We start from the raw sequence: 22,007 nt of genomic DNA on the forward strand, positions 1-22,007 counted from the left end.
GTGTGACGGCCGCGGCCCGGCCAGTCTCACCGGGCGCGGTCCGTCCGGGCCATCCTTTCGATGCACCTCGAAGCCGGGCTCGGCCACCGCCCTCACTCCGCCGGCTCCGGACCGCCGTTGAGGAGCGCGGTGCCGAGCCCGCTGCGCCGATGGCACACCGCCCTGCCCTCCCGGCCCGTGGTGATCAGCCCGGCGTCGCGGAGGATGGCGGTGTGCCAGCTCGCGGTGGCGGGTGAGACGCCGAGCGCCGCCGCCAGCCGGGAGGTGCTCAGCCCGTCGTCCAGCAGCAGGAGGATCCGCGCCCGGGCGGGGCCGACGAGCTGGGCCAGCGCCGCGAAGGAGCCGTCGGCCGACGGCGGCGCGAGCCAGGTCAGCGGCCGGGCCACCGGGTAGGTGAGGGTCAGCGGCAGGTCCTCGTCGACGACGGCGGCCGGACGCGCGCTGAAGAACGACGGGACCAGGGTGAGCGGACGCCCGCCGGTGTGCACCTCCCAGTCGACCGAGCAGGACGCCGAGAGCGTCCCGTCCTGCCAGCGCAGCACGTCCTTGTCGAAGCTGGACAGCAGCCCCTCGGCGCCGCCGGAGAGCACGGCCCGGATCCGCTGCCGGCGGTCGGTGTCGGCGGCCTGCTCGGTGCGCGGCCGGTAGGGCGCGATGGCGACCCGGTGGTACTGCCTGATCGCGGCGCCGAGCGCTTTCAGGGCGCCGAGCTCGCCCTCGGCCAACCTCCTCGTCCAGGCCGGCAGTTGCGGCCGGTACCCGGCGAACCGGGTCAACTGGGCGGCGATCTGCGGGCGGGGGGTGGACAGGACCTGGTCGAGCCCCTCCTCCAACGAGGTGCCGCCCTGGCGCGGGATCAGGAAGTCGGGGGCGTAGCCGTCGACCGGGAACAGCCGGGCCAGCGCGGCCACGGTGCGCTCCAGGCCGCCGCGCCTGATGCGCTCGGTGACCTGGCGGCGCCACGCGTCGAAGGCGAGGGTCGCCTCGCGGCTCTGGTACAGGTACAGGCTGGTGGTGACCTCCCAGAGGGGATCGAGCCCCTCGGCCATGCGGATGCGGCCGATATCGCCGCTGGAAAGGTGGAAAGTGAGCACGACGCCCCCCCGGGCTTCCGTCGTTCGGTCAAGATGCGGTGACTACGACGTCTCGGCCCTCCCGCGCGTCGCGCACGCCGGAGCAGGGCCCGGAGCAGGGCCCGGAACGGGGCCCGGAGTCGGCGCCGGAGTGGACGCCGGAGCGGGCGGCTGAAACGGTGTCATCCCCGCATCCTGACAGCGCTCCGGCTCCCGCCGCAGCCGTATCGGCGACCGGGGCGACGCACCGAAGGCCGTTCCCCGTCACGCGAAATTCACGGACCGGGGTCTACCCGCATAGACGGCGCTGGGCCATTCTGGTGCGGTGCCGGTCCTCGGAGTCCGCTCGGAGACACACCATCCTCACCGGGAGAGCAGATGAAGCCACGCACCGCAGCCACCGTCGTCGCCCTGGCCGTGGCCGGCCTCGCCGTCGCGGCGCCCCCGGCCGTCGCCAGCGGTACCAAGCTGTCGCAGGCGACGGCCGCCGCTCAGTTCAGCAGCGCCGGCATCACCTGGAGTTCCAGCGGGGGCTGTACCACCCGGTCCAACTCCACCTGCACCTCGTTCGAACAGATCAACTCGGGCACGGTCGACGCCATCATCACTCTCAAGCGCGCCAGCGGCTGCGCCATCAACATCACGGGCGGGACCGAGGTGGGCCACGCCTCCGGCACCTACAGCCACTACAACGGCTACAAGGTCGACATCAGCCGCAACTCCTGCATCGACGGCTACGTCCAGAACAGCTTCACCTACATCGGCTACCGGGGCGACGGCTACCCCCAGTGGAAGGCCGCCTCGGGCAACCTGTACTGCAACGAGGGCAGCCACTGGGACATCCTGGTCTACTGACGCCGACCCGGGGCGAGGCCGCGGCGGCCTCGCCCCGGGCCGCGCTCCGAGCGGCGCGGCGGGTCAGTCGCCCAGCACGGCGATCCGGCCGGTGCTGAGCCCGGCGGCGACGCGCCGGACGGCGTCCGCGGCGTCGGCCAGCGGCACCCGGGCGCTGACCAGGGGTCGGACGGCGCCCTCGGCGGCGAGCCCGGTGAGTCCGTCGTGGGCGGCGCGGACGGCGCGCGGGTCGTGGGTGTTGTACAGGCCCCAGTGCAGGCCCAGGATCGAGTAGTTCTTCACCAGGGCGTGGTTGAGTGCCGGGGCGGGGATCTGCCCGGCGGCGAAGCCGACCACCACGATCCGGCCCTCGAACGCGACGCACCTGGTGGAGCCGGTGTAGGCCTCGCCGCCGACCGGGTCGAAGACCACGTCCGCGCCGCGCCCGTCGGTGGCCTCCTTGACGGCGGCGACGAAGTCCCGTTCCCGGCGGTCCACCACCAGGTCGGCGCCGAGCTCCCGCGCGGCCCGCGCCTTCGCCGGCCCGCCGACCACGGCGATCACCCGCGCCCCGGCGGCCCGGCCGAGCTGGACCGCCGCGCTGCCGACCCCGCCGGCCGCCGCGTGCACCAGCAGGGTCTCGCCGGCCCGCAGCCGGGCCCGGCGGTGCAGCGCGAACCAGGCGGTCTGGTAGCCGATGTGCAGGGCGGCGGCCTCGGCGTCGTCCAGCGCCTCGGGCGCCGGGAACGCGGCGGCGGCGTCCAGCAGCGCGTACTCGGCGAAGGCGCCGTGCGGCAGCACCGGGTTGCCGATCAGCCGTTCGCCGCGCCGGGCGCCGTCCACCACCTCGCCGCACAGCTCCACCCCGGGTGTGAACGGCAGCGGCGGGCGGACCTGGTACTGCCCGCGCACCATCAGAGCGTCCGGGAAGTTGACGGCGGCCGCCCGCACCCGGACCAGCAGTTGCCCCGGTCCGGGCACCGGCCGCGCGACGTCCTCGGCCAGCCGCATCACCTCGACCGGCTCGCCCAGTTCACCCACCTGCCAGGCCCTCACAGTGCCTCGCTCCTCTCCAGTCCCTGCTGGAGCCGGTTCATCCCGGCGATCCAGCGGTCCGGGTCGGTGGCCCGCACGCGGTAGTAGTCGGCGACCTCGGGGTGCGGCAGGAGCAGGAAGCGCTCCGCGCGCATCCCGTCCAGCGCCGCCTCGGCGACGTCCGCCGGGTCGAGCGCGGTCGGGGCGAGCAGCGCCTCGCCGACGGCGCCGGTGGAGGCGAGCATGTCGGTGCGCACGCCCTGCGGGCAGAGCGCGTGCACCCGGACGCCCCGGTGCCGGTAGCTCGCGGAGAGCCACTCGGCGAAGGCCAGCGCGCCGTGCTTGCTGACGGCGTACGGGGCCGAGCCCAGCATGGTGAGCAGCCCGGCGGCGGAGACGGTGGCCAGGAAGCGTCCCTCGCCGCGCTCCAGCCAGCGGGGGAGCAGCAGTTCGGCGGCCCGGACGTGGGCGAGGACGTTGACCTCCCAGGCGCTCGCCCAGGCCGCGGCGGGCGCGTCGGCCCCGCCCACCGGGGCGACGCCGGCGTTGGCGCACCAGACGTCGATCTCGCCGAGTTCCGCGCGGGCCCGGTCGACCAGGTCGGCCAGTCCGTCGGCGGAGGCGGCGTCTCCGGGCAGCGCGGCGCCCGCGCACTCCCGCGCCACGGCCCGCGCCGCCGCGGCGTCCAGGTCGTTGACCACCACCCGGGCACCGGCCGCGGCGAGGGCCCGGGCCAGCGCGGCGCCGATGCCCCGGCCGGCGCCGGTCACCACCACGCCCCGGCCGTCGAACGCCGTGGTGGTCACATCCCACCGCCCAGGGTGACCCCGCCGTCGACGACCAGGGTCTGGCCGGTGATCCAGCCGGCGTCCGGGGAGAGCAGGAAGGCGACGGCGCCGGCGACGTCCTCGGGGACGCCGAGGCGGCCGAGCGGGTAGGCCTGGGCGACCTCCTCCTCCCGGCCCTCGAACAGGGCCTGGGCGAACTTCGTCTTGACCACGGCGGGGGCGACGGCGTTGACCCGGATGCCCTGGGGGCCCAGCTCGGCGGCGAGTTCGGTGGTGAGCCGGATCAGCGCGGCCTTGCTGACGCCGTACATGCCGATCCCGAGCGAGGAGCGGATGCCCGCGATGGAGGCGACGTTGACGACCGAGCCGCCGTGCTCGCCCATCCAGGCGGCGTGGGCGCGGCGGGTCCAGGCCAGCGGGGCCAGCACGTTGACGGCGAGGATCTTGGCGGCGGCGGCCTCGTCGGTGTCGAGGACCGGTCCGTAGACCGGGTTGATGCCGGTGTTGTTGACCAGGTGGTCGAGCCGGCCGAAGGCCTCCAGGGTGCGGGCGACCGCCTCCTCCTGGTGTGCCGGGTCGTCGGCCTTGCCCGCGACGGCGATCGCGTTGTCCGGGCCGCCCAGGTCGCGGACGGCCTCGGCCAGCGGCTCCGGGTTGCGGGCGGTGAGGCAGACCCTGGCCCCGCGGTCGACCAGCTCGCGCGCGATGCCGAGACCGATGCCCCGGCTCGATCCGGTGACGACGGCCACCCGGCCCTTGAAGGAGTGCACCACGGAGCGTCCTGCCTTTCGTGCGAGGATCTCTTCCAGCTGCTGACTAAGCGCTTGCTCAGCATGCTGTCGGTGCGGGAGCCTGTCAACAGTCGGCCGAACCCCGGCCGGTCCGACGCAGATCGGTCCGCAGAGCGGTCAGCGGGACGGTCCGCAGGACGGTCGGCAGGACCAAGTCGGCGGAGCGGTCGGCGGGAAAGCCTGTACGAGTCTTCTGGGAGGATGACGCCATGACCAGCACCCCGCTCGCCGACCTCTGGCCGACCCTGCCCGGCACCGACGCCCGCCCCGAAGCGGCGTACCGGCTGCTCCAGGCCGCCGTCGAGTCGTTCGCGGAGCGCGGCTTCCACGCCACCACCACCCGGGACATCGCCACCGCGGCGGGGATGAGCCCGGCCGCGCTGTACATCCACTACCAGTCGAAGGCCGCGCTGCTGGCCGAGATCAGCCGGGCCGGGCACGCGGCCACGCTGACCCTGGTCCGGGACGCGGTGGCCGGCCCGGGCGGACCGGCCGAGCGGATGCGGCACCTGGTCGAGCAGTTCACCGCCTGGCACGCCCGGGCCCGGCGGGTCGGCCGGGTGGTCAACTACGAGCTGCACGCGCTGCCGGAGGACGACTACGCGGTGGTCGCGGCGCTGCGGCTGGACATCGAGCGCGAGGTCAGCGCGCTGATCGAGGCGGGCGTGGCGGCGGGGGACTTCCAGGTGGCGGAGGTGCGGACGGCGGCGCGCGCGGTCACCTCGCTGGGCATCGACGTCTCGCGCTGGTACACCGACAACTCCTCCGAGGCGCCGGAGGAACTCGGGCGCCGTTACGGGGACCTGGTGCTGCGGATGCTGGGCGCCCGGGTCTGACCGCGGAGGCGGCCGGGCCTGACGGCGGAGGCGCCCGGGCCTGACCGCGCGGTCGTCCGGTCCGACCACGGGAACGGCCGTTCCACCCTTGACCCACTCACGGAGTGCGAGCAGACTCGTATACGAAGTACGTGTGCCTCGTAGGCGTACAGCGTAGGCGGTCCGGCACGCAGGGTGACACCGCGAGCCCCTCCCCGGCGCACTCCCACCGCAGCCCCGACACTGCGGATCGAAGCAACCACCTCCCGCGGCGACCACGCCCCCGACCGGCGGCGCCGAACGGGAGCAACCCCCGCCCCGGGCCGGCCCGGCCGGGTCGTGCCGCCGCCACGGTGCGGCGGCACGGGAACGGCGCGCGCCGCGTCGCGCGCGGCCCGGGCGGTTGGAGAAGGGGGAGGCGCAGTGATGCCCTTCCGACAATCCCATCCGGTCCGGCCCCGCTTCTGGCTGGAGACGGCCATCGGCGGGCTGTCCGGACTGCTGTTCCTGCTCACGCTGGTGTGGCCGCAGTGGATCGAGACGCTCCTCGGCCTCGACCCGGACGCCGGCAGCGGCGCGGCGGAGTGGCTGGTGGTCGCGCTGGCGGCCGCCGTCACCGCCGCCTGCCTGCTCGGCGCGCGGATCGAGTGGCGCCGGGCGCACCCGTCCTCGGTCCGCGCCGCGCGGTGACGGCGAAGGAGGACCGTCATGAACGACCCCACACCGGACGTCGGCCGCGAGCGGCTGACCGAACTCGTCCGGCAGGCCCCGCTCAGCTTCCGCGGCACCGTGACCCGGGTCGGCGGCACCTCGCTGACGGCGGTCCCGGCTGAGGACCGCGACGAACGCACGGCCGTGGTGAAGGTGGAAGAGGTGCTGCACGCGCCCGACGCCTTCAAACAGCTCGCGGGCAGCGAGGTCACCGTCCAACTGGCCGCCGACGCCGATCTGCTGCAGGTCGGTGACTCGGCGGCGTTCTTCACCCAGGGCCTGGTCTACGGCGAGGGCCTGGGCGTCCAGGAGATCGGCCGGCTGCCCGCCGAAGCCGTCCAGACCCATGTCGCGCTCGCCGCGACGACCGCCGACGAGATGCCCTTCTCGTCGGTGCAGCGCCGGATCCACAACCAGGACATCGTCGAGCACGCCGCGACGGCGGACGCCGTGGTCGTGGGCACGGTGGTCGGTCTGGAGGACCTCGGCCTGCCGGCGTACTCCGAGCACGCCCCGCACTGGTGGCGTGCCGCGCTCGACGTCTCGCACGTCGAGTCCGGCCGGGTCGAACCCGGCCGGACCACCGTCATCTACCCGAGCAGCGTGGACATCCGTTGGCGTGAGGTGCCCAAGCCGGTCGCCGGGCAGCTGGGCCTGTGGCTGCTGCACGCGACCCAGGGCGACCTGGCCGCGCGGGCGCCGTTCCAGCTGCTCGACTCCGACGACTACCAGCCGGCGCAGAAGCTCGCCGTGCTCCAGGAACGGAGGTGAGCCGACATGCCCACCATCAAGGTCGTCAACATCACCCCGAAGGCGCTGAGCGGCGACCGGCTCCTGGACAGTGAGCCCAACCTGGCCGTCAACCCGGAGAACCCGGACCAGATGGTCGCGACCGCCTTCACCCCCGATCCGATGGGCGGCCCGCTCGCCCCGGTGTACGTCTCCTCCGACGGAGGGAACAGCTGGGTGCTGAACAGCGTCGTCCCGGGCAACGGGAACCTCGGCACCGGGGACATCAGCATCGGTTTCGGCTCGCGGGGCGGCCGGCTCTACACCGGCATCCTCAACGGCCGAACCGGCGACATGCAGATCCTGCGCGCGCCGAACATCGCCTCGCCCACCCCGATGGGCGTGCTCGTCGACCGGACCGACGAGGACCAGCCCTGGGTCGTCGCCGTCACCGTGACGGCGGACGGCCACAGCAACGACCGGGTGTACGTCGGCAGCAACGACTTCGCGTCGCCGGCCAACACCGCCACCGTGGACGTCTCGGGCGACGCCGGGACCGGGCCCGCCCCGGCCGGCTTCGCACCCGTCCGGCTCGACCGGCGCTCCGGGGTGGTCTTCGACGGGCCGCCGGTGCGGATCGCCGCGCACCCGGACGGCACGGTCTACATCGCGTTCATGAGCATCACCGCCGAAGCCCCGCTCGACCGGGCCCGGAAGACCTTCGACGTCGTGGTGACCCGCGACGACAAGGGCGGCATCGGGCCGAGCCCCTTCGAGGACCTCCTGGACTCGGCGGACGGCGAGGTCGGCCAACGCGCGGTCAGCGGTCGGAAGGTCAGGTTCAACCCGCAACAGCGGACGCTGGGCCAGGAGCGCACCGGTGCGGACCTGTCGATCGCGGTGGACCCCACGGACTCCAACAGCGTGTGGGTCGCCTACTGCGACAACCTCGGCGGAGCCGTCCCCACCGACTACGTGCTGCACACCCTGCACTCGGCGGACCGCGGGCAGACCTGGTCCGCGGCCCGCCCCGACGTGGTCAACGGCAAGAACCCGTCCTTCGCCGTCAACTCCGACGGCCTGGTCGGGCTGGTCTACCAACAGCTGGTCCACAACCAGTGGTCGACGGTGCTGGAGCTGAGCGACGACGGCTTCCAGACCATGGAGAGCCAGGTGCTGCACCAGGCCCCGGGCGACGTCCCGTCGGCCGGGAGCCAGCTGCCCTACCTCGGCGACTACATCCGGATGGTCACGGTCGGGAAGGACTTCTACGGCATCTTCGCCGGCAACAACACCCCCGACCGGGCCAACTTCCCGGTGGGCGTGACGTACCAGCGCAACGCCAACTTCACCACCCGTCAACTGCTCAGCACGGACGGCGTGACCAGGATCGCGCCGTCGATCGACCCGTTCTTCTTCCACCGGGCCGCCTGAGTTCCACCGGGCCCGAGCACCCGCACCCCAGGGCGCCCGCCACGAACGGTCGTGGCGGGCGCCCTGCTGTCGGGCACTGTGGTTCGGGGTACGGTCAGTTCGGGGTCCGGTCAGGTGGTGGCCAGGCAGAACCGCACCAGCCCGGCGTCCACGTCACGGATGATCTCCTCCATCTCCGCCCACCGCGGGTGGAACTCGGTGCCCCACTCGACGGTGAAGCCGAGCACCTTGCCCTGGTCGGGCTCGGCGAAGTGGCGGGCGTAGACGTAGTCGTCGCTGGTCCCGCTGGTCGGGTAGAGGTGGAAGCCGGTGATCGGCTTGTACGCCAGGCCGCGGACGCCCTTGAGGCCCTCGCAGAAGGCCTCGGCGAGCTCCACGGCGGCGTCCTCGTCGTCCTTGGGGATGTACTCGGCGTACGTGAGGTCGCCGGGCCGGCCGCGCTTGCCGTCGAAGTCGGCGTTGCGGAAGTTCATGTCGGGGTTGTCCGACTGGTTCTCGTCGTCGCCCCAGTTGTAGAGGATGTCCTGCGAGTAGCTGTGCACGTCGACGAACCACGCGGTCCGCGGGAACTGCTCCAGCAGGGCGAGGACGTTCTGGGTCTCCGGTTCGGAGAACGCGCTCGGGCCGCAGTAGACCTGCGGGTCGCACGGGTCGTTGGACACCCGGGCGTCGGCGGCCGGATCGAAGGCGGTGACGAAGTCGAAGAGGAAGTCGTAGTTGCGGTTGAGGTCCACGCCCACGCAGTCCGGGTTCTGGCTGCCGCCGGTGTAGGCGGTGTTGCGGTTCTTGCGCCACATCGGCCTGACGGTCTGGCTGTAGTGCCGGCCGTCGGGGTTGACCAGCGGGAAGACCACCAGGTCGATCCGGTGGAGCAGGTCGCTGACCTGGCCGGCGGTGAAGGCGGTGCCGCCGTAGCCGAGGCCGGTGCCGTCGCGGTGGGCCTCCAGCAGGTCGGCGGCGAGGTGGACGAGGATCTCGCAGCTGCCCCACTCACGGGCGTGGACGCCGCCGATCATCATCACGCACGGCTTCGGGAGCGCCGCGGGGGCGCCGATCAGCAGGGCGTGGGAGGTGCGGCCCTCGCACGAGGGCTCGGGCAGGGTGAGGAGCTGGGTGGTGTCGGGGTAGGCGGTGGCCAGGCTGGTCACGGCGGACTCGACCTCGGTGACGTTCAGGTACGGCATGGCGGGCCTCCCGGGTCAGCCGGTGGTCTTGGCGGCCAGGCCGCGCGGGACGGCGTCGTCGGGGGCGAACCGGTCGCCGGACCCGATGTCGGCCTGGGCGGCGCGCCCGGCCTCACTGGCGTTGCCGGTCCGGGTGACGGTGACGCCCTCGCGTTCGAGGGCCGGCACCTGGGCGGCCGTGGCATAGACGTCGACGCCGATGCTGCCGTCCGCCTCGACGTGCGGCCGTCCGCCGACGTCGGAGCGGGTTTCGCGCAGCAGTGCGCGCAGGGTCTCCGGGTCCTTGGCGGTCACGCGGAGGCGCAGGATGTCTTCGTACGGTTCGTTCGGAACGGCGGACATGAGGGACTTCTTCCGGGTGCCGTCGGAGCGGGGCCGGAGCGGTGTCCGGCAGTTCCCCCGGCGGCGCCGATATGAGCGTGTATGTCCGACGTGTACCTCGTATACCTCAGGATGCGTCGCCGCCGTAGAAGTCGTCAAGGGGAGGCTCCGGCATCCCGTCGAGCAGGCTGTCCAGGCCGCTCAGCATCTCCGCCTCGTCGTCGAAGTCGGCGAACCGGGGCACCAGGGCGCGCAGTCGCGGGTAGTCGGTGGCGGGCAGCCGGTGCAGGCCGAGCCGCAGGGCCGGGTCCGGTTCGCTCGGGTTGTCGACCACCTGGCGCTTGTCCACCAGGAGACAGCCGAGGTTCCAGGCGACGAAGGTGCGGTAGACGGTCAGCGCGCCGGCGTCGTCGAAGCCGGCCCGGCCGAGCACGGCCAGGATGTGCTCGGTGAGCTCCAGCACCGAGACCGGGCGGCGGGTCACCGGGACGGACAGCGGGCGGGTCGCGACCAGCGGCAGGATCTCGGGGTGGGCGTGCGCGGTCGCGGCGAACGCCCGGGCGATCCGGCGCAGTTCGGCGCGCCAGCCGGCCTCGTGGGCACCGCGGCCGGCGCCGGCCCGCAGCCGGGTGTTGATCTCGTCGAAGTAGGCCTCGACCAGGCCGTCGATCAGCGCTTCCTTGCCCGGGGTGTAGCGGTACAGGGCCATCGACTCCACGCCGAGTTCGGCCGCCAGCCTGCGCATCGTCAGCGCGGCCAGGCCCTCGCGGTCGACCAGGGCCACGGCTGCGCCCAGCACCAGCGGGCGGCTCAGCCGGCCCCGCTTCTCGGGGGCGTCCTGCTCGGCCATCTCCGCACTCCTCCGGGTCGGTGGCAGCGTCGTCGGCCGTGCCCGGGCCGGCGGGGCGGCTCGGCGGACCGGCGGTGACGGGGCCCGCTGCCGGGGCGGGTCTTCGGCGGACGTCACTCAGCGGATACAGAACCAGGATACAAGGTAGGAATCGGACGTAAACGGGTGAGCGGCTTCTGCCGCCCGGTTTCGCCGATCCCGCTGGTCAGCCGACCGGTGGCGGCCCGGCGCGGGCGGCGGGTGCGGCGACCGGGGCGGCGGGGCCGGTGGCGGTGCGTGACGGACCGGGCGGTGACGGTCGGCGGGGGTGCGGGCGGTGCGGCGGGGGTGGTGACGGGGGCGGTCGGATCGGTCGCGGTGCGTAGCCGACCGGGAGGGTCCGGGCGGACCGTCGGGCGGGGTCAGTCGAGCAGCAGCCGGACGGCGAGGACGGCGACCAGGGCGGCGGAGCCGAGTGCGGTGAGCAGCCGGCCGCGCGGGCCGGTCAGCGCCCGGCCGAGCAGCGCGCCGCCGGAGGCCAGCAGCAGCTGCCAGCCCGCGGAGGCGGCGAAGGCGCCGAGGGCGAAGGCGGCCCGGGCCGCGACGCCGTCCTGGCCGCCGCCGCCGAGCACCAGGGCGGCGAAGTAGAGCACGGTGAGCGGGTTCAGCAGGGTGATGCCCAGCAGGGTGAGGAAGGCCCGGGCCGGGGTGGGCGGCGCGACCCGCGGCCCGGCGCCGCCGCCGGGACGGGTGCGCAGCGCGGCGGCGGCCGTCCGGGCGGCCAGGATCAGCAGCACCAGGGCGGAGGCGATCCGCAGCGGCCGGGCGACCGGTTCGAGCAGCGGCGCGAGGCCGGCGCCGCCGGCCGCCGCGAGCAGCGCGTACAGCCCGTCCGCGGTGGCCACGCCGAGGGCGGCGCAGGCGCCGGTGCGCAGCGAGGTGCGCGCGGTGAGTGACACCAGGTAGGCCCCGACGGCCCCCACCGGGACGGCCACGCCGAGCCCGGCGAGCAGCCCCGCGGCCAGCGCGGCGCTCACGTGCGTGCGGCGTCGGGCCTCCGGGGACGGCCGGAGCGCTGTCGGACCGCGGCCGGGCGGGCGGCGGAGGTCGCGGACAGCGGGCGGACGGCGGAGTCGGTCATGGGCCGATGGTGGCGGCCCGGGCCCAGGGGCGGCAAACGGTTTTCCCGGGGCCCGGGGTAGCGTGGGACGACCCCGTGATCACCGTCCCGAGGAGAGCCGATGAGCAGTCAGAACGACCCGGTGCGAACGATGTTGGCCGAGGCCTGGGCCTCCTGGGCGGCCCGCGGCGAGGCGCTGGCCGCCGAGGACTGGGACCGTCCCACCCGGCTGCCCGCGTGGACCGTACGGGAGCTGTTCGCCCATGCGGCGCCGGTGCCGGAGATGTTCGCCGGGCTGCGCGGGGCGCTGCTGGACGGACCGGCCGAGATCACCACCGGCGCCGGGATCCTGCGCGCCTACAACCGCCCCGACGGTCTCGCGCACACCGCCGCCGGGCAGATCGCCGACGCGGCCAGGGAGGCCGCCGGGCGGACCGAACCCGCCGTGCTGATCGCCCGGTTCGGGGTCGAGGGACCGGCCGCCCTGGCCGGTCTCGCCGACCTGCCGCCGGGCACCACGGTGGCGCACCCGCTGCTCGGCAGCGTGGCGCTGGGGGCGCTCGGCGAGGTGGCGCTGATGGAGGCGACCGTCCACCTGCTCGACCTGGTCGCGGCCGTCGGCGGTCCGCCGCCCGCCGAGGGGGCGCTGCGCTTCACCCGCGCGCTGCTGGCGGAGGTCGCCGACCCGGTGGCCTTCATCGAGGCGGCGACCGGCCGCGGCGCGGAGGCGGTGCTGCCGGTGATCCGGTGACCGGTGATCCACTGAGGCGGCCGTCAGGCGGGCCGGTCGGCGGATGAGGCGTATGCGTCTCATGTCATGAGCCTTTCAAAGGTGCGGGTTTGCTGTCACGCTGCTGCTCCCGACCCGCTCCCCACGAGAGGCTCCGATGAGAAGAATCCTGCCCGCCCTGACCGGCGCCGCCCTGTTCGCGGCGACCGGCCTCGCGGCGCTCGCCACCCCCAATGTGGCGAGCGCCGCGGCCTGCACACCCGCCCAGGTGGTGGCCAACGGCGGTTTCGAGTCCGGCGGTTCGCCCTGGACGGCGCCGAGCGGCGCGATCACCGGCGACAGCGGCCAGAGCGCCCACTCCGGCAGCTCCTACGCCTGGCTCGACGGCTACGGCTCCAGCCACACCGACACGCTCTCGCAGTCCGTCACCCTCCCCACCGGGTGCGGCACCGCGACGCTCGGGTTCTGGCTGCACGTCGACACCGCCGAGACGACCGGCGGCACCGCCTACGACAAGCTGAGCGTGAAGGTCGGCTCCACCACCGTGGCCACCTACTCCAACCTGGACGCCCAGGCCGGGTACGTGCACCGGAGCGTCGACGTCTCCGCCTTCGCCGGCCAGGCCGTGACGCTCGCCTTCACCGGCGTCGAGGACTCCAGCCTGCAGACCAGCTTCGTGCTGGACGACGTCACCCTGGACGTCTCCGGCGGCACCACCCCGCCCCAGCCCGGCGACCCGACCCGCACCCCGGTCGCGCCGGCGTACAGCGTCGACCTCAGCAGCGACGCCTCCGGCGGCAGTTGGACCGGCCACGAGAGCGTGACCTTCAGCAACGCCTCGCCCACCGCGCTGAACGAGGTGTACCTGCGGCTGTGGGACAACGCCCACGGCAGCTGCCCCAGCACCCCGATCACGGTGACCAACGTGACCGGCGGCACGGCGTCCCCGCTCACCGTGAACTGCACCGCGCTCAAGATCACCCTCCCGGCCCCGCTCGCCCAGGGCCAGAGCGGCACCGTCGGCTTCGACCTCGGCATCACCGTGCCGAGCGGCGCGGACCGCTTCGGCCACGACGGCGCGTACAACTTCCTCGGCAACGCCCTGCCCGTGCTGGCGATACGCGACGCGGCCGGCTGGCACCTCGACCCGTACACCAACAACGGCGAGTCCTTCTACTCGGTGGCCTCGGACTTCACCGTCACCCTGGACCACCCGTCCGGCCTGCTGGTGCCCGCGACCGGCACCTCGGTGGACACCCCCGGCACGGCCGGACGGACCGTCACCAAGGCCACCGCGAGCAAGGTGCGCGACTTCGCCTGGGGCGCCGGGCCATTCACCAGGATCTCCGGCACCTCCGCGGCCGGGGTGAAGGTCAACGTCTACTCGGTGGCCGGGATCAGCGCGGCCGACTCCAAGTCGATGCTCTCCACCGCGACCTCGGCGGTCGACGCCCACGCCCAGCGCTTCGGCGCCTACCCGTACGGCGAGTTGGACGCGGTGATCGACAACAACTTCTGGTTCGGCGGCATGGAGTACCCGGGCTTCGTCCTCGACCTGGTCAGCACCACGGCGCTCACCCACGAGATCGGTCACCAGTGGTGGTACGGCATCGTGGGCGACGACGAGTACACCAGTCCCTGGCTGGACGAGTCCTTCACCGACTACGCCACCGACCTCGCCCTCGGCAAGACCGGCAACGGCTGCTGGAACAACGTCTCCTGGGCCTCCTCGGCGGAGAAGATCACCAACTCGATGGCGTACTGGGACGCCAACTCCTCCCGCTACTCCACCGTCGTCTACGGCTACGGCAAGTGCGCCCTGCACGACCTGCGCCGGACGATCGGCGACAGCGCGATGACCACGCTGCTGCGGAACTACGCGCAGGGGCACTGGAACGGCGTCTCCACCACCGCCGAGTTCAAGGCGGCGGCCCAGGCCGCGACCACCGTGGACCTGACCTCCTTCTGGAGCCAGCACCGCATCGACGGCTGAGCCCGCGCACCCCGAAGGCGCCGCCCCCGGTCCCGGCCGGGGCGGCGCCCTTCGACGTCCTTCCGGTGCTCCGCCGTGCCCGTCGAGGCCCCTTGACGGCACGGCGGGCCGGAGAGACGCTGGCCGTATACGACATAAGCGTCTGCCGTATACGGACAGTCGAAAGCGCACGACCAAGAGTCGCGAGCTCCCGGCGCTGACCGACCGCTGGAGCGATCATGTCGACCAACCACTACGTGCCGCTGCCGGACAGCTCCCGCGTTCCGCTCGACGGAGCGCGGGTCATCGGACCGGCCCATCCCCAGACACCCATGACCGTCACCGTCTACCTGCGGCGCGACCCCGCCGCGCAGCCGCGTCCGGACGTGTACGAGCTGGCGCTCCAGGCGCCGGCCCGGCGCACCCTGCCCAGCGACGACCAGTACGCCGCCACCCACCGGTGGCTGGACACCGACCTCAAGGCGGTCGAGGCCTTCGCCGCCGAGCACGGCCTCAAGGCCGCGAACCCCGACCCGCTCGCCCGCAGCATCCAGCTGACCGGCACCACCCGGGACATCGCGGACGCCTTCCAGGTGACCCTGGCCCGCTACCGCTACCAGGACGCCGACGGCGCCCCCCGGACCTACCGCGGCAGGGAAGGGCAGATCTACGTACCAGCCGAGCTGGACGGCATCGTCACCGGCGTCTTCGGCCTGGACGACCGCCCGATCGGCACCCGCCTGCTGATCCGCCGGGCGGCCAACACGATCCCGGTGGCACGCGCCACCCCGACGGTCCAACCGGGAGCCTTCCTGCCACCGCAGCTCCAGGCGCCGTACGCCTACCCGGCCGGCACCGACGGGAGCGGGCAGTGCATCGCCGTCCTCGCCTTCAACGGCGAGACCCCGCCAGGCGTCCCGTCCGGCGGCTACTCGGTCGAAGCCCTGCGGAGCTACTTCGTCGGCGTCCTGCACCAGGACATGCCGGACATCACCAACATGGTGATCCCGGGCGTCGGCACCCCCGGCAACGAACCGGGCCAGGACTCCGACTTCGACACGGCCGACACCAGCGGTGAGATCATGCTCGACCTGGCGGTCGTCGGCGGCCTCGCGCCCAAGGCGAAGATCGTCGTGTACTTCAGCAGGTTCACCGAACAGGGCTGGGTCGACGTGATCACCCGGATCGTCAACGACACGGTGAACCGGCCGACCGTGATCTCCTCCAGCTACGGCAACCCCGAGGCCAGCCCGGGCAGCCGGTGGACGGTCGGGGCGATGAAGCGGGTCGACGCCGCGTTCGCCAACGCGGCCGAGAAGAACATCAGCATCTGCTGCGCCTCGGGCGACGACGGTTCCCGCGACCAGATCCACGACGAGCGCGCCCACGCCGACTTCCCCGCCGCCAGCCCGCACGTGCTCGGCGTCGGCGGCACCAGGCTGGTGGTCTCCCACGGGCAGGTCGTCAGCGAGGTCTGCTGGGACAACGGCCCGGGCAGCCGGACGGGTGGCGGTATCAGCAAGGTCTTCCCGGTACCCCCGTACCAGGCCGACGCCCAGGTGCCGCCGTCGGCCAACCCGCCGCACGCCCGGGGGCGCGGTGCGCCCGACGTGTCCGCGCTGGCCGACCCCGACACCGGCGTGGTCATCCCGAGCGTCGACGGTGTGCACTTCAACCAGATCGGCGGCACCAGCGCCGCCGCCCCGATGTGGTCCGCCCTGCTGGCCCGGATCAACCAGGCCCTGCCCGGGTCCGCCCAGGTCGGCTTCCTCAACCCGCTGCTGTACGCGAAGTTCGCGAGGGGAGTCCTGCGGGACATCACCAAGGGCAGCAACGGCGCGTACGCCTCCGGGCCCGACTGGGACCCGTGCACCGGCCTCGGCAGTCCCGGCGGCCAGCAACTGCTGGACGGCCTCAGGGCCCTGTAGACCCGGACGTCGGACGTCCGCACCCGTGGGCCCCCGCCTCGGCGACGGGGGCCCGACGGACGGCCGGTCAGCCCAGGGCGAGGGCGCGGAGGCGGTCGGTGGCGCCGTTGAAGTAGTTCTGGTCACCGGGGAAGGTGCCGGAGTCGGCGAACTGCCAGAAGGTCTGGTAGCCCCAGCCGTTCGGCAGGGTGCCGACGGAGGTGGAGTAGCGGGCTATCCAGAGCGGGTTGGTGGTGCCGAAGCCGCCGTTGTTGCCGGTGCACTGGGTCCACCAGTTGGTGGTGGTGTAGATGGTGGGGTAGCGGCCGGTGCGGGAGTGCACGGTGTTGCTGAAGTCGCGGATCCAGCTGACCATGGCGCTCTGGCTGAGGCCGTAGCAGGTGGCGCCGTAGGGGTTGTACTCGATGTCCAGCGCGGGCGGCAGGGTCTTGCCGTCGGCGGACCAGCCGCCGCCGTGGCTGACGAAGAAGTTGGCCTGGGTGGCGCCGGAGGAGACGTTCGGCAGCGCGAAGTGGTACGCGCCGCGGATCAGACCGGCGTTGTACGAGCCGTTGTACTGCTGCGCGAAGTACGGGTTGGTGTAGCCGGTGCCCTCGGTGGCCTTGACGTAGGCGAACTTGGCGCCGTTGGCGGCGACCGAGGACCAGTTGACGTTGCCCTGGTAGCTGGAGACGTCCAGCCCCGGGGTCTGGGTGGCGGCGAGGGACGCGAACGGCGCGCCGCCGCGGCCCTCGTGGGCGGCGACGGTGGAGCCGGCGAAGTCCTGCTCGGGGTGGAAGCCGGGGTGGCCTTCGACGACGGGGGCGACAGGGGCGGGTTCGGCCGCGTACGCCGGGGCGGCCACGCCGGCGACCAGGGCGGTCGCGGCGGCGAGGGCGGCCAGGGCGGGAAGGCGGCGGCGGGCCGGTCTGTCGGTGCCGGTCGTGGTGCGGGCGGAGCGGGAAGAGCGGGACATGAGCACTCCTCTGGTCCGTGCGAGGGGAAGGTCGAAATGACCCGGTACGGCCGGGGTCGGACCGGCCGTACCGCAGAGTAGCCATGTACCTGCTACCGCCGCCAGGCAGCTTTTTTCACAGGGTGAACGCACGTCACCCGGGCCGGAACGCCATGGCGGGCAACGGGTGTTGCCGGTTCTGCCGGTCCGCCGGGGATCAGCGCTGGAGGGTGAGGAGGCCGGGCCGCCAGGGGAGCTGGTCGTAGGGGCCGGTCGCGGTGGGGGACTTGCCCTGGTAGAGGAGTTGCAGGTGGCAGGGGTCGACGGTCATGGTCTGGTCGGGGTTGTCGCGGACGAGGTCGCCGTGGCTGATGTCGTTGGTCCAGGTGGCGCCGCTGTTGGCCTTGCCGGCGAAGGGGTTGTTCTCGGTGGCGGCCTGCGGGGTCCAGGTGCCGTTCAGGCTGGTGGCGGTGAAGGAGCGGAAGTAGCGCTGCTCGTTGGCGCCGCGGGCCTCGACGAGCATGAGGTACTGGTTCTGGCCCTGGACCTTGTAGACCTGCGGGGCCTCGAAGAGGTTCTTCACCGTGTCGGTCATGACGGTGGTGTAGGAGGAGCCGAAGTTGCCGGGGAAGTTCCCGATCGGCATGCTCGCCCGGTAGATGCTGCCGTTGTCACCGGCGAAGAACAGGTACATGTTCTGGTCGTCGGCGATCAGGGTCTGGTCGATCGGGCCGGTGCCGGAGTTGGGGATGCTGCCGGTGAACAGCGGCTGCGGCGCGGACCAGCCGTTGGGGTTGGTCGGGTCGCTGGACGTGCGGTAGATGAACGGCCACGCACCCCACTGGTACGCGAGCACCCAGATGTTCTTCGGCGCGAAGTAGAACAGGGTGGGTGCCACCGCGTTCTGGTTCATCGCCGTCTGGGGAGCCGAGGCCATGTCCGACCAGTTGGTGAACGGGGCGAACGCCATCGAACCGTACGACGAACCCGTGACGTTCGACGCGTACACCAGGTGCTTGCCGTTGTAGACCACGTCCGTGAAGTCCTTCAACGCACCCCAGCCGTTCGCCGGCTGTGCCAGCGCACCCGTCGAGGACCAGCGGTACGTCGACGGAAGGGCGCAGTTACCGCCCGGCGGCGTCGTCCCGGACAGGCCGGTCCACTTCTGGTTGCTGCCGCCGCTGCACGTCCAGAGCCCCACCGACGTGCCGTTGGCCGTGCCGGCGCCGGTCACGTCGAGACACAGCCCCGACTCGACGCCGACGATCGTGCCGTCGGAGTTCACCCGCCACTGCTGGTTCGCGCCGCCGCTACAGGTCCAGATCTGCACCTTGGTGCCGGCCGTGGTGGCGTGGCCCGGCACGTCCAGGCACTTGTCGCCGTACACGGTCAGCTGGCTGCCGGACGTCGACGTCCACTGCTGGTTGGCACCGCCCGAGCAGTCGTAGATCTGCAGGGACGCGCCGTCGGTCCGGCTGGCGCCCGAGACGTCGAGGCACCGACCGGAACCCGTACCGCGCAGGGCGCCGCTGGTGTCCGCCTGGGCGGGGGTCGCGACGAGCATGGCCGCCAGTGCCGCCACGGCCGCGACCACGGCGGTGAGCACCGCGGACGGTGGCCTGGGGCGGGAACCTCGTTCGTGCATGGGATCTCCTTCGTGGACGGATGTGGAACTGTCACCCGGCTTCGTCATCGCTCACCCGCGCGGGGCGCGCGCCGGCCGGCAGGCGCGCGCCCCGCGGCTCAGCTCACCTGAGGTTCCAGTGCTGGTTGGCGCCGCCGTTGGAGTCCCAGATCTGGACGGGCGTGCCGTTGGCGGTCTGACCGCCGGGGGTCTCCAGGGCGCGGCCGCTGGCGACGTTGGTGAGGGTGTAGGAGCCGTCGCCGTTCCGAGCGGCCTTCCAGTGCTGGTTGGCGCCGCCGCTGGGATCCCAGACCTGCATCCTCGTGCCGTTGCCCGTCTGGCCGGCCGGCTCGTCCAGGACCCGGCCGCTGGCGATGTTGGTCAGCGTGTAGGAGCCGTCCCCGTTCTGGTCGGCCCGCCACTGCTGGTTGGCGGCACCGGCGGCGTCCCACACCTGGAGCGGCGTGCCGTTGCCGTTCTGCCCCGCGGGCTCGTCGAGGACGCGCCCGCCGGCTCCCGCCGCGGAGAGCGTGTAGACGGTGCCGGAGACGATGCCCCCGCTCGGCGTGCCGCTGCCACCGCCGCCCAGGGTGGTGAGGACCGCTCCGTAGGCCGGCTTCTTGTTGCCGTTGTTGTCGAACAGCAGCGGGTTCTCGCCGGTGCGCCAGGAGTCGCTGTCGCGGATGCCCCACACCGTGATGCCGGTGCAGCGGGCGACGTCGAGGCAGGCCCGGACGGTGTTGGCGTACGCGGTGGCGGGAGCCTGGGCGATGTCGAGTTCGGTGATCTGGACGTCCACGCCGAGCGCGGCGAAGTTGGCCAGCGTGGTCCGGAAGCTCGCCGGCGGTCCGCCGTTGCCGAAGTGGCTCTGGAAGCCGACGCAGTCGATGGGCACGCCGCGGGACTTGAAGTCCTTGACCATGCTGTAGACGCCCTGGGTCTTGGCGTCGGACCAGTTCTCGATGCTGTAGTCGTTGTAGCAGAGCTTGACCGAGGGGTCGACGTTCCGCGCGGTGCGGAACGCCTCCTCGATGAAGCCGTTGCCCAGCACGTTCTGGAACACCGAGCCGCGGTGCTGGCCGCTGCCGCCGTCGGCGAACGCCTCGTTGACCACGTCCCAGGCGTAGATCTTGCCCTTGTAGTGGTTCATCTCGGCGGTGATGTGGTTGTTCATCACGCTGCGCAGCGTGTTCGCGTCGCCGATGGAGCTGACCCAGTTGGGCAGTTGGGAGTGCCAGACCAGCGTGTGGCCGCGCATCCGCTGGCCGTGCGCGTTGGCGTGGTTGACGATCGAGTCCGCGGGACCGAAGTTGAAGTTGCCGCGGGACGGCTCGATGGTGTCCCACTTCATCTCGTTCTCCGGGGTGATCATGTTGAATTCCCGGTCGAGAACGGTGGAGTACGTCGAGTCGCCGAGCCGGCCGGCGGCCACGGCGGTGCCGAAGTAGCGGCCGCTGTCGGCGGCGGCCGCGCCCAGCGTGGTCGCCCCGGCGGCCTGCGCCGTGGGGATCGCGGTGACGGCGGTGGCCGCGCCGACGAGCAGGCACGCGGCCGTCGTCAGGGCCTTGCGGAGTCGGGGTTTCGTGGTGAGTCGTGGCATGACGGATCGTTCTCCTCGGGTGGGGGGAGGCCTGCACAACCGGACGTGGCGCCCGCCCTGCCGGTCAGCGCATACTGTTAGCGCTAACAATTCGCGGCGGCCGCGGCCCCTGTCCGGAATGTTCAGGCGAGGTCTCCGACAGGCGATGTACGGCGTCGACAGGACCGCGCCCGTGGGTGGTTGGCGCGGGGCCGGGGATCCAAGGCCCCTCGGACGTGTCGACGGCGCCAGTGTTGGCCTGAGCCCGTCAAGCTGTCAACGCTTTCGGCAAAAACAGCGACAACTTCGCGCGGCCCCGGGTCTACACCGCCGGAGAGCGGAGCCGGTCAGGCGTGTGGTGGTTGGAGCCGAGGCGGCGTCAGCGATGCGGAGCAGCGGCGAAACTTTCGAAACGGTTCACGGCCGACCGGGCGCCACGGCGCTGGAGCGCACCACCAGGGTGGTCGAGAGTTCGAGGCGGGTGGGGGCGGCCGGGGCCGCCCCGGCGCGGAGGTTGAAGATCAGGCGGGTCGCCTGTTCGGCCATCTCGCGCAGCGGCTGGCGGACGGTGGTCAGCGCGGGGCTGGTCCACTGCGCGATGTCCAGGTCGTCGTAGCCCACCACGGACAGGTCCTCGGGGACGCGCAGACCGCGCACCCGGGCGGCCTCCATGACCCCGAGGGCCTGCAGGTCGCTGCCGGCGAAGATCGCGGTGGGCCGGTCGGGGAGCTCCAACAGTCGTCCGGCCCGGGCGAATCCGCCCTCGGCGTGGAAGTCGCCGAAGGCGGTCAGCGCGGGGTCGACCGGCAGGCCGGCCATGGACAGCGCGGAGCGGTAGCCGTCCAGCCGGGCCAGGGAGCAGAGGGTGTCCTCCGGGCCGGTGACGATGGCGATGCGCCGGTGGCCGAGCTCGATCAGGTGCCGGGTGGCGGCCAGGCCGCCGGCCCAGTTGGCCGAGCCCACCGAGGGCACGTCCGGGTCGGGGTTGCCGGCCGGGTCGACGATCACGAACGGGATGGAGCGCGCGCGCAGTTGGCGCTTGAACTCGGGCGGCAGGCTGGAGAAGACCAGGACGACGCCGAGGGGGCGCCGACGCAGCACCGCCTCGATCCACTCCGGTCCGGGGGCGTGGCGGGAACCGCTGTGGGTGACCACCACCGCCGCGCCGTGCTCGTTCGCCACGGCCTCGACGCCACGCAGGAGTTCCATCGCCCAGAGGCTGTCGAGCTCGTGGAAGACGATCTCGACGAGGGGGGCTTCGCCGCCGCCGCGCGCGGTGCGCCGGTAGCCGTGGTCGTTCAGGACCTGCTCGACGCGCACGCGGGTGGCCGCCGCCACGTCGGTACGGCCGTTGAGGACCTTCGAAACCGTCGAAACGGAGACCTCGGCCTCGCGCGCGATGTCCGCGAGGGTCACCCGTCCCAGTTCATCGCCCTTTTCCATGGGGGCAGCATAAGGCACCGGCGACGCAAGACAGTTGGCGCATCACAACTTCGACATCCCCTTCGCCCGGGGGGTTGACCCGAAACATGTTCGCAACCTAGCGTCCCCGCCATGCAGTTATTTCGAGAAACCC

At 72.8% G+C, this 22,007-nt stretch carries 19 protein-coding genes and 1 pseudogene; 8 read left to right on the top strand and 12 right to left on the bottom strand.

Features of this window, described 5'->3' with window-relative positions; translation table 11 throughout:
• Positions 1 to 92 precede the first annotated feature (92 nt).
• Positions 93 to 1,049, bottom strand: a complete 957-nt coding sequence (locus tag ACZ7RU_RS09620; protein ID WP_470340316.1) for an ArsR/SmtB family transcription factor — start codon at positions 1,047 to 1,049, stop codon at positions 93 to 95.
• A 402-nt stretch (positions 1,050 to 1,451) separates the two neighbouring features.
• Between ACZ7RU_RS09620 and ACZ7RU_RS09625 the strand changes: the two genes are divergently transcribed.
• Entirely contained in the window at positions 1,452 to 1,928 is a 477-nt protein-coding gene (locus ACZ7RU_RS09625; RefSeq protein ID WP_470340317.1) for a hypothetical protein, read from the top strand.
• A gap of 63 nt (positions 1,929 to 1,991) precedes the next feature.
• Here the strand turns inward: ACZ7RU_RS09625 and ACZ7RU_RS09630 are convergent, their stop codons facing one another.
• Genes ACZ7RU_RS09630 through ACZ7RU_RS09640 form a run of 3 tightly spaced genes read right to left on the bottom strand, consistent with a single transcriptional unit; the run spans position 1,992 to position 4,503 of the window.
• Positions 1,992 to 2,963, bottom strand: coding sequence for an NADPH:quinone oxidoreductase family protein (locus ACZ7RU_RS09630; protein ID WP_470340318.1), 972 nt, complete (start codon positions 2,961 to 2,963; stop codon positions 1,992 to 1,994).
• The gene (locus tag ACZ7RU_RS09635; protein ID WP_470340319.1) at positions 2,960 to 3,748 is read right to left on the bottom strand and encodes an SDR family NAD(P)-dependent oxidoreductase; all 789 of its coding nucleotides are present in this window, start codon (positions 3,746 to 3,748) and stop codon (positions 2,960 to 2,962) included. Before ACZ7RU_RS09635 ends, ACZ7RU_RS09630 begins: the two co-directional genes overlap by 4 nt.
• Positions 3,745 to 4,503, bottom strand: a complete 759-nt coding sequence (locus tag ACZ7RU_RS09640; RefSeq protein WP_470340320.1) for an SDR family oxidoreductase — start codon at positions 4,501 to 4,503, stop codon at positions 3,745 to 3,747. Before ACZ7RU_RS09640 ends, ACZ7RU_RS09635 begins: the two co-directional genes overlap by 4 nt.
• A gap of 227 nt (positions 4,504 to 4,730) precedes the next feature.
• Here ACZ7RU_RS09640 and ACZ7RU_RS09645 point away from each other — a divergent pair, with 227 nt between their 5' ends.
• The 4 genes from ACZ7RU_RS09645 (at position 4,731) to ACZ7RU_RS09660 (ending at position 8,210) form a co-directional block, all read left to right on the top strand.
• Positions 4,731 to 5,357, top strand: a complete 627-nt coding sequence (locus tag ACZ7RU_RS09645) for a TetR/AcrR family transcriptional regulator (protein ID WP_470340321.1) — start codon at positions 4,731 to 4,733, stop codon at positions 5,355 to 5,357.
• A 405-nt stretch (positions 5,358 to 5,762) separates the two neighbouring features.
• Positions 5,763 to 6,026 carry an ABC transporter permease gene (locus ACZ7RU_RS09650; protein ID WP_470340322.1) on the top strand — a complete coding sequence of 88 codons (264 nt, stop codon included), beginning with the start codon at positions 5,763 to 5,765 and terminating at the stop codon, positions 6,024 to 6,026.
• An 18-nt stretch (positions 6,027 to 6,044) separates the two neighbouring features.
• Entirely contained in the window at positions 6,045 to 6,818 is a 774-nt protein-coding gene (locus ACZ7RU_RS09655; RefSeq protein WP_470340323.1) for a hypothetical protein, read from the top strand.
• A gap of 6 nt (positions 6,819 to 6,824) precedes the next feature.
• Complete coding sequence (locus tag ACZ7RU_RS09660; protein ID WP_470340324.1) at positions 6,825 to 8,210, top strand: hypothetical protein; 1,386 nt, start codon at positions 6,825 to 6,827, stop codon at positions 8,208 to 8,210.
• Between the two features lie 110 nt (positions 8,211 to 8,320).
• On the opposite strand, the gene ACZ7RU_RS09665 is transcribed toward ACZ7RU_RS09660, so the two are convergent.
• The 4 genes from ACZ7RU_RS09665 to ACZ7RU_RS09680 form a co-directional block, all read right to left on the bottom strand.
• Complete coding sequence (locus ACZ7RU_RS09665) at positions 8,321 to 9,394, bottom strand: M14 family metallopeptidase (protein WP_470340325.1); 1,074 nt, start codon at positions 9,392 to 9,394, stop codon at positions 8,321 to 8,323.
• Between the two features lie 15 nt (positions 9,395 to 9,409).
• Complete coding sequence (locus tag ACZ7RU_RS09670; protein ID WP_470340326.1) at positions 9,410 to 9,736, bottom strand: hypothetical protein; 327 nt, start codon at positions 9,734 to 9,736, stop codon at positions 9,410 to 9,412.
• Positions 9,737 to 9,842: 106 nt separating this feature from the next.
• Complete coding sequence (locus ACZ7RU_RS09675) at positions 9,843 to 10,565, bottom strand: TetR/AcrR family transcriptional regulator (RefSeq protein ID WP_470340327.1); 723 nt, start codon at positions 10,563 to 10,565, stop codon at positions 9,843 to 9,845.
• A gap of 401 nt (positions 10,566 to 10,966) precedes the next feature.
• Complete coding sequence (locus ACZ7RU_RS09680; RefSeq protein WP_470340328.1) at positions 10,967 to 11,581, bottom strand: LysE family transporter; 615 nt, start codon at positions 11,579 to 11,581, stop codon at positions 10,967 to 10,969.
• Between the two features lie 204 nt (positions 11,582 to 11,785).
• On the opposite strand from ACZ7RU_RS09680, the gene ACZ7RU_RS09685 reads away from it, so the two are divergent.
• From ACZ7RU_RS09685 to ACZ7RU_RS09695, 3 genes are all read left to right on the top strand, one after another.
• Positions 11,786 to 12,415: a maleylpyruvate isomerase N-terminal domain-containing protein gene (locus ACZ7RU_RS09685; RefSeq protein WP_470340329.1), complete on the top strand. Its 630-nt coding sequence runs from the start codon at positions 11,786 to 11,788 to the stop codon at positions 12,413 to 12,415.
• A gap of 136 nt (positions 12,416 to 12,551) precedes the next feature.
• Positions 12,552 to 14,387 carry a M1 family metallopeptidase gene (locus ACZ7RU_RS09690; protein WP_470340330.1) on the top strand — a complete coding sequence of 612 codons (1,836 nt, stop codon included), beginning with the start codon at positions 12,552 to 12,554 and terminating at the stop codon, positions 14,385 to 14,387.
• Between the two features lie 218 nt (positions 14,388 to 14,605).
• A complete protein-coding gene (locus ACZ7RU_RS09695; RefSeq protein WP_470340331.1) occupies positions 14,606 to 16,294 on the top strand; it encodes a S53 family peptidase in 1,689 nt (562 codons plus the stop codon).
• A 67-nt stretch (positions 16,295 to 16,361) separates the two neighbouring features.
• Here the strand turns inward: ACZ7RU_RS09695 and ACZ7RU_RS09700 are convergent, their stop codons facing one another.
• From ACZ7RU_RS09700 to ACZ7RU_RS09715, 4 genes and pseudogenes are all read right to left on the bottom strand, one after another.
• Positions 16,362 to 17,249, bottom strand: coding sequence for a lysozyme (locus ACZ7RU_RS09700; RefSeq protein WP_470340332.1), 888 nt, complete (start codon positions 17,247 to 17,249; stop codon positions 16,362 to 16,364).
• A gap of 196 nt (positions 17,250 to 17,445) precedes the next feature.
• The gene (locus ACZ7RU_RS09705) at positions 17,446 to 18,873 is read right to left on the bottom strand and encodes a non-reducing end alpha-L-arabinofuranosidase family hydrolase (RefSeq protein ID WP_470340333.1); all 1,428 of its coding nucleotides are present in this window, start codon (positions 18,871 to 18,873) and stop codon (positions 17,446 to 17,448) included.
• Between the two features lie 106 nt (positions 18,874 to 18,979).
• Positions 18,980 to 20,452 (bottom strand): annotated as a pseudogene (locus ACZ7RU_RS09710) (glycoside hydrolase family 10 protein); the annotation flags it as partial.
• A gap of 396 nt (positions 20,453 to 20,848) precedes the next feature.
• On the bottom strand, positions 20,849 to 21,874 hold the full coding sequence (locus ACZ7RU_RS09715) for a LacI family DNA-binding transcriptional regulator (RefSeq protein WP_470340334.1): 1,026 nt from the start codon (positions 21,872 to 21,874) through the stop codon (positions 20,849 to 20,851).
• Positions 21,875 to 22,007: the final 133 nt, after the last annotated feature.

It is taken from the genome of Kitasatospora sp. NPDC114501 (assembly GCF_055633695.1).

Bases quoted from the DNA above. Each gene is read 5' to 3' on its own strand.
- ACZ7RU_RS09645 (WP_470340321.1), top strand. From the start codon at position 4,731: ATGACCAGCACCCCGCTCGCCGACCTCTGGCCGACCCTGCCCGGCACC.
- ACZ7RU_RS09690 (WP_470340330.1), top strand. From the start codon at position 12,552: ATGAGAAGAATCCTGCCCGCCCTGACCGGCGCCGCCCTGTTCGCGGCG.
- ACZ7RU_RS09665 (WP_470340325.1), bottom strand. From the start codon at position 9,394: ATGCCGTACCTGAACGTCACCGAGGTCGAGTCCGCCGTGACCAGCCTG.
- ACZ7RU_RS09625 (WP_470340317.1), top strand. From the start codon at position 1,452: ATGAAGCCACGCACCGCAGCCACCGTCGTCGCCCTGGCCGTGGCCGGC.
- ACZ7RU_RS09650 (WP_470340322.1), top strand. From the start codon at position 5,763: ATGCCCTTCCGACAATCCCATCCGGTCCGGCCCCGCTTCTGGCTGGAG.
- ACZ7RU_RS09695 (WP_470340331.1), top strand. From the start codon at position 14,606: ATGTCGACCAACCACTACGTGCCGCTGCCGGACAGCTCCCGCGTTCCG.
- ACZ7RU_RS09700 (WP_470340332.1), bottom strand. From the start codon at position 17,249: ATGTCCCGCTCTTCCCGCTCCGCCCGCACCACGACCGGCACCGACAGA.
- ACZ7RU_RS09620 (WP_470340316.1), bottom strand. From the start codon at position 1,049: ATGGCCGAGGGGCTCGATCCCCTCTGGGAGGTCACCACCAGCCTGTAC.
- ACZ7RU_RS09660 (WP_470340324.1), top strand. From the start codon at position 6,825: ATGCCCACCATCAAGGTCGTCAACATCACCCCGAAGGCGCTGAGCGGC.
- ACZ7RU_RS09675 (WP_470340327.1), bottom strand. From the start codon at position 10,565: ATGGCCGAGCAGGACGCCCCCGAGAAGCGGGGCCGGCTGAGCCGCCCG.
- ACZ7RU_RS09655 (WP_470340323.1), top strand. From the start codon at position 6,045: ATGAACGACCCCACACCGGACGTCGGCCGCGAGCGGCTGACCGAACTC.
- ACZ7RU_RS09670 (WP_470340326.1), bottom strand. From the start codon at position 9,736: ATGTCCGCCGTTCCGAACGAACCGTACGAAGACATCCTGCGCCTCCGC.
- ACZ7RU_RS09705 (WP_470340333.1), bottom strand. From the start codon at position 18,873: ATGCACGAACGAGGTTCCCGCCCCAGGCCACCGTCCGCGGTGCTCACC.
- ACZ7RU_RS09685 (WP_470340329.1), top strand. From the start codon at position 11,786: ATGAGCAGTCAGAACGACCCGGTGCGAACGATGTTGGCCGAGGCCTGG.
- ACZ7RU_RS09715 (WP_470340334.1), bottom strand. From the start codon at position 21,874: ATGGAAAAGGGCGATGAACTGGGACGGGTGACCCTCGCGGACATCGCG.